At 76.5% G+C, this 6,107-nt stretch carries 4 protein-coding genes; 3 read left to right on the forward strand and 1 reads right to left on the reverse strand.

Annotated features, from left to right (window positions below):
• Positions 1-162: 162 nt before the first annotated feature.
• The 3 genes from ABD353_RS31980 to ABD353_RS31990 all read left to right on the forward strand — a co-directional run bounded on the left by ABD353_RS31980 (position 163) and on the right by ABD353_RS31990 (position 2,692).
• The gene (locus ABD353_RS31980) at positions 163-714 is read left to right on the forward strand and encodes a YceI family protein (protein ID WP_344627182.1); all 552 of its coding nucleotides are present in this window, start codon (positions 163-165) and stop codon (positions 712-714) included.
• Positions 715-783: 69 nt separating this feature from the next.
• The gene (locus ABD353_RS31985; RefSeq protein WP_344627183.1) at positions 784-2,298 is read left to right on the forward strand and encodes a CYTH and CHAD domain-containing protein; all 1,515 of its coding nucleotides are present in this window, start codon (positions 784-786) and stop codon (positions 2,296-2,298) included.
• A 67-nt stretch (positions 2,299-2,365) separates the two neighbouring features.
• Entirely contained in the window at positions 2,366-2,692 is a 327-nt protein-coding gene (locus tag ABD353_RS31990) for a hypothetical protein (protein WP_344627184.1), read from the forward strand.
• 22 nt (positions 2,693-2,714) lie between these two features.
• Here ABD353_RS31990 and ABD353_RS31995 read toward each other — a convergent pair whose 3' ends face one another.
• Complete coding sequence (locus ABD353_RS31995) at positions 2,715-5,597, reverse strand: hypothetical protein (RefSeq protein ID WP_344627185.1); 2,883 nt, start codon at positions 5,595-5,597, stop codon at positions 2,715-2,717.
• Positions 5,598-6,107: the final 510 nt, after the last annotated feature.

Raw genomic sequence — 6,107 nt, forward strand, 5'->3', positions numbered from 1 at the left:
CGGCTGCGGCCGCCCGCCCCGCGCGGGCGGCCGCAGCCGTTCGCGCGTCCGGCCGTTCTCCGCCGACGCGTGTCCCGGCGGGCAGACCGGGCAGGAGTGCAGTGGCGGGGGAACGCCCGCACGGCCGTCCGCCGCCGGGCCCGTCCGAGGAGGAGTGCCGCCATGACCACCGCGCTGCCCCGGCTCACCGGGGAGTACGTGCTCGATCCCGCCCACAGTCGCATCGGCTTCGTGGCCCGCCACGCGATGGTGACGAAGGTCCGCGGTTCCTTCGACGAGTTCGAGGGCACCGCCCACCTGGACGGCGACGACCCCGGCAGCTCCCACGGCCGCATCACCGTCCGGACCGACAGCATCGACACCGGCAACCAGCAGCGCGACCAGCACCTGCGCACCAACGACTTCCTCGACGCGCCGAACCACCCCGAGATCACCTTCGTCTCGACCACCGTCGAGCGGGTCGGCACCAACCGCTACCAGGTCACCGGCGACCTCACCATCAAGGCCACCACCCGGCCCGTCACCCTCGACTTCGAGTACACCGGCAACGCCGTCGACCCGTACGGCAACCTCCGGGTCGGCTTGGAGGGCTCGGTGACGATCAGCCGCAAGGACTTCGGCGTGAACTGGAATGCGGCGCTGGAGGGCGGCGGCGTGCTGGTCTCCGACCGGGTCGTCCTGGAGATCGACGTCTCGGCGATCAAGCAGAACTGAACCGCGGACCACCCGAAACACCGGCCGCTGCCCTGCTTGGAGCGGCCCCCGAGCGGACAGACGGTCGGTATGACCACCGTGTACGAGGAGAACGAGCGCAAGTACGACGGCGCCCTCGACCGCCCGCTGACCGCCGACGGGCTGTCGCAGGTGTCCGGGGTCGTCCCCGGCGGGACGGAGAAGCTGAACGCCGTCTACTTCGACACCCCCGACCTGCGCCTGCTGCGCAGCGGGATCACCCTGCGCCGGCGCAGCGGCGGCGGCGACGCCGGGTGGCATCTGAAGACGCCCGGTTCGGACGGCATCCGCGTCGAGACCCGGCTGCCGCTGGCCGCCGGGCACAAGCGGCGGCCGCCCAAGGAGCTCGTCCGGCTGGTCCGGGGCGCGGCCCGCGGCGAGCGGCTCGCCCCGGTGGCCCGGCTGCGGACGAACCGGACGATCACCCTGCTGGTCGACGCCGAACACCGGACCCTCGCCGAGATGGTCCGCGACCGGGTGTCGGCCAAGGCGCCCACCGCCGAGACCGGCACCGGTCCCGAACGCACGGAGTGGACGGAGACCGAGGTCGAGCTGGCCGACGGCGACCCCGGGCTGCTGGACGAGGTCGAGGAGCGGCTGCGGGCGCGGGGGCTGCGCAGATCCGCGGCGAGCTCCAAGCTCGGCCGGGTGCTCGGCGACCGGCTGGAAGCACCGGCCGCCCGGGCCGAGCCGCCGAAGGGATCCGTCGCCGCGGCCCTCACCGGGTACCTGCACCACCAGGTCGTCGCCGTCCGCGCCCTCGACCCGGCCGTCCGCGTCGACCGGCCGGACTCGGTGCACCGGCTGCGGGTCGCCGTACGCCGCATCCGCAGCGCGCTCGCCGCCCACCGCACGCTGCTCGACCGCGCCGTCACCGACCCGCTGGACAAGGAGCTCCGCCGGTTCGGCAAGGTGCTCGGCCGGGCCAGGGACGCCGAGGTGCTCGGCGAAGGCCTCGCCCGTCAGGCCTCCGGACTGCCCGCGGCCGGCCGGCCGGCCGAGGTGTCCGCCCGGATCTCGGCCCGGTACGTCCGCCGCTACCGCCGCGCGCACCAGACGGCACTGCAGGCCATGGACGGCGGCCGGTACTTCGCCCTGCTGAACGCCCTCGACGAGCTCGCCGCCCGGCCGCCGCTGCGCAAGCGGGCCCGGCGCGGCACGTCCGAGGCCCGGAAGGTCCTGGAGCGGCAGCGCCGGCGGGCCGTCCGCCGCCTCGGCACCGCGCTCGACCTGCCGCCCGGCCGCGAACGCGACGAGGCGCTGCACCGCGCCCGCAAGGCGGCCAAACGGGCCCGGTACGCGGCGGAGTGCGCCGCCCCGGCCGCCGGCCCGCCCGCCGAGAAGCTGCGCAAGCGGATGAAGCGGATCCAGCAGCCGCTCGGCGCCCACCAGGACGGCGTGGTCGCCGAGCCCGCGATCGTGGACGCCGCGGCCGGGGCCCGGCGCCACGGCGAGGACACCTTCGGCTACGGCCTGCTCCACGCGGCGCAGCGGGCCCACGAGGAGCAGCAGGTGGCCGAGGCCGCGAAGGCCCGGAAGAAGGCGCGGAAGAAGGTGAAGGGCTGACATGCGTACCCGTCCGTGCCCCGCGGTGCTGCGTGCCGCCCGCGGCCCCCGCGGTTAGCGTGCTGCCATGGCCGACCGAGAGCAGCCGACGGAGCCGTACGTCCCGGCCGTCCGCGATGCCGTGACGAACTACTTCACCGACGGGGTGACGGAGGCCGAGGTGGCGCTGGCCCGCGCGCTGCGGGAGGCCGAGGCGGTGCGCGGGCGCCGGGCCGCCTGCCTCGACGGTGCCCGGCTGACCGACGAGGAGGCCCGGCGGGTCGCCGAGGCCGCCGAGCGCCGGGCCGCGCGGATCGCCGCCGCCACGGACGCCCGCCCCGAGGCCCACGCGGGTGCCGTCGCCGCGGCCCTCGCCGTCCGCGAGGGCCTCCGGTCGGCCGGCCACCCGGTCTGACCCCGGGGCGGGCGGGCCGGTCTCACGGCGTGCAGCCGGTCAGCGGCCGGGTGTCGCCCGCCGCCCGCCCGCAGATCCGTTCGGTGACCGGCGTGCCCTGCGGCCCGCGCCGTACCCGGATGATGTGCAGCCCGTGGCCGGGCTGCGGGCCGGTGGCGAGCGGCCGGGTGTCGCGGAAGTCCACGGTGCCGCTGGCCCGGCTCTTCATCTCCACCGCCCGCAGGCCCGCCATCACCGATCCGACGCCGCCGTGCTGGGAGGCCCCGGCCTTGGCGGGGCCGGCCTGGAGCGCGGCGGTGGCGTCGTAGGCGAGCGCGAGCGCGCCGTCGGAGAAGACGTCGTCCTCGTAGGGGTTGCCGCCGGTGGGGGCGAGCCGCAGCTCGGCGGCGGCGACCGCGGCGAGGTCGGAGTCGCGGGCGGTGACGGAGGGGTCGGAGAGCGCGGTGTAGTAGAGGGTGGCCTGCGGTGCCATCGAGGTGGCGCCGGTGCGGAACTGGGCCTTCGTCAGGTCGTCGCCGGTGAGGACGGTGAGCGGCCGGCTGCAGCCGGCGTCGGCGGCGAGGCGCCGCATCAGCTGGTTGACGTCGTCGGCGCGGCCCGCCAGGTAGAGCACGGCCGGCGGGTGCTCGGAGTGGCAGCTGGTGCTGAGCGCCGCCTCGAAGTCCGGGTCCCCGTTGCTGGTGAGCCCGTACTCGAGGGGGTGGCCGCCGATGAGCTGGAAGCCGGCCTCCTTGAGCATCGCGGAGCCGTACTGGGCCTGTTCGGGGCTGTACCGGTCGTCGCGGCCGGCGGTGCGGGTGAGGACGGCGGCCCAGCGGTCGGCGGGCGGCACGGCGAGGCCGTCGACGATCAGCCGCAGTGCGGCGGCCTCCTCCTGGTCGGTGGCGGCGAGGCCGAAGTAGTTGACGTGGCCCTTGGCGAGGTAGCTGCCGGAGTTGGTGGTGCTGACGACGGCGAGGCCGGCCTGCTGGAGGAGGGTGAGCGAGCTGTCGCTGTCGGCGGTGTCGCGGCCGAGGCCGACCACGCCGACGATCGAGCGGTCCCGGCGGGCGAGGTCGACGATCCGCCGCACCATGTCGGTCTGGAAGTACATGTCCTGGCCGCCGTTGGCGACCAGGACCTTGATCTTCAGCGGGTCGCCGGGGCCGGCGTTGTTGCGGATCTGCGCGAGGTGGACGCCGGTGAGTTCCTTGAGGCTGTTGAGGGCGCGGGACTGCTGGCCCGCGACGGTGGTGAGCGAGCCCGCGTAGACGACGGTGACGTAGTGGACGTCGGGCAGGGCGTCGACCCGGGCGTTCTCGCGCCGGATCGCGGCCTCCAGGGTCTCCAGGCCGACGGCGGCGCCGGTGCGGTCGGTGTCCTCGCCGGGCAGGGTGCCGCTGAGGCGGATGCCGCCGCCGTCGCCGGCGAGGGAGACGCCGCCGGTGGCGACGCCGACGCACTCGCGGGTGCCGCCCGGGTCCACCCGCCAGACCGCGTCCGGGTTGGAGCCGAGCAGCCGGGGCCCGCAGTAGCGGTCGCCGAGCTGCTGCACCCGCAGCAGGCCGCCGCAGGCGGCGAGGACGAGGACGGCGAGCACCGTCCAGCGGGACCACAGGAACCACCAGGAGCGGCCGACCGGCACCGGGGCGAGGCGGGTGGTCTCGCCGGCCCCCAGCTGGTGCCGGGTGAGCCGGACGGGCAGCGTCCAGGCCAGCGCCCGGCCGCGGCTGGGGGCCTGGCGGACCCGCAGGTCGCTGACCCAGTTCTCGTACGGGCCGCGGCGGCGGGAGCCGACGGCGTGCACGGTGACGGGGGCGGTGCCGGCGTCCTCCAGCCAGGCGGCGACGTCGGCGTGGGCGACGGCGGCGAGGACGAGCAGCGGGTCCTGCTCGCTGCGGCGGCTGCGGACGTCGGAGATCGCGCCGAGCACCCGCAGCGCGCCGTTGCGGGCGTCCGCGCGGGGCACGAAGACGACCGGCGGGACGCGGCGCTTGCGGCCGCGCAGGTCCGGCGCCCAGGAGCGGTGCGCCCAGCGGAGGTCCTCCAGCAGGGCGAGGGTGCGCAGCTGCAGGTGGAACTGCTGGGCGCGGTCCTTCTCGTCGTCGGGGGTGCCGGGCAGCTGGGCCTTGAGGATCTCGCCGGCGACCTCGCGGGCGCGCGCCCGGGTGACGTCCCAGGACATCCGGGGCCGCCAGAGCGACCAGGCGACGGCCTGCCGGCCGGACGCGGCGAGGAAGGTGGTGGTGGCGAACCAGCGGCTGGCCCGGCCGAGCCAGGAGAGCGGCGCGGTGTTGCGGCGGACCCAGCCGGTGACGCCGAGCACCAGCAGGGCGGCGAGCAGCACGAGGACGACGACCTGCCAGGTGGCCTGGGTGAGCAGGCTGGTGAGCCCGGCGAGGACGAAGGCGCCGATCAGGCTGGTGGAGTTGAGCACGGGCGACAGCAGCCGCTGCAGTTCGCCGCCGGCCGGGCGCGGTTCGGGCCGCCAGTGCAGGTCGCGGAGCCGGCCGAGGACGGTCTCGACGTGGTCGTCGAGCGGCCGGCCGGCGGCGTCGGGGGCGGCGAGGGCGTGCCGGGCGGCCGACTCGATCGCGGCGACCAGCCGGGAGCGGGGCGCGGGGTAGCTGCGGTACCAGGCGGGGCCGCGGCGGGCCCAGGGGCCCTTGGCCAGCGAGTCCACGATGGCGACGGCGTTGCGGTGCGGGTCGTCGCCGTCCGCGCCGGCGACCACGCGGTACGGCAGTCCGCCGGCCTCCTGCGCCTCCTGGACGGCGTGCACCACGCCGCGGACCTCGCGGTCCAGATCCGGGTCGTCGTCCTCGGCGTACAGCACGACGACCGGCATCGGCAGCCGGGCGCCGCTGAACTGGCCGATGAGGTCCTTCACCAGCGCGTCGACTTCGTACTTGGCGGTCGTGCGCATACCACCGATCCGGGCGCTCTCGCGCGCCGAGCCCTGAGCCACCTGCACCCCCGTAGCCGCCCCCCGCGGGGCGCACACCGCGCCCCGGCCTGACCTGGCGTCAGACCGCGAGTGTAGACCCGGGGTGCGACGGCGCACACGGGATCGCGCGGCCCGCGGGCGGCGGGCGACCGGGACGGCCGGCTGCTCCGTCGGAGGGACAGCGCTCACCCCGACGGAGCAGTGCCGCGAGCCGCGCCCTGCGCCCGGCGCGCCGCGCGGGAAGGCTGGCGCGGGCCACCGCGCGGGCCCGCACCCCGCCGGTGCCGCCTGCTGTCCGGTACGAGCGATCGGGGGCCCGTATGACCACCGCACCACTCCCGCCGGCGGGCACGCCGGGCCAGTCGCCGCCCCTGCACGGGCGCACGGCGGCCCCGCACCCCGCACCGGCACCGGCACCGGCACCGGCACCGGCAGCGGGTACAAGTCGGGTCGGAGCCATGTCGTTCTGTGAGCCAAGGAGTTGATCTC

Origin of the sequence: Kitasatospora arboriphila (genome assembly GCF_039528095.1) — a bacterium.
GTDB lineage: Bacteria > Actinomycetota > Actinomycetes > Streptomycetales > Streptomycetaceae > Kitasatospora > Kitasatospora arboriphila.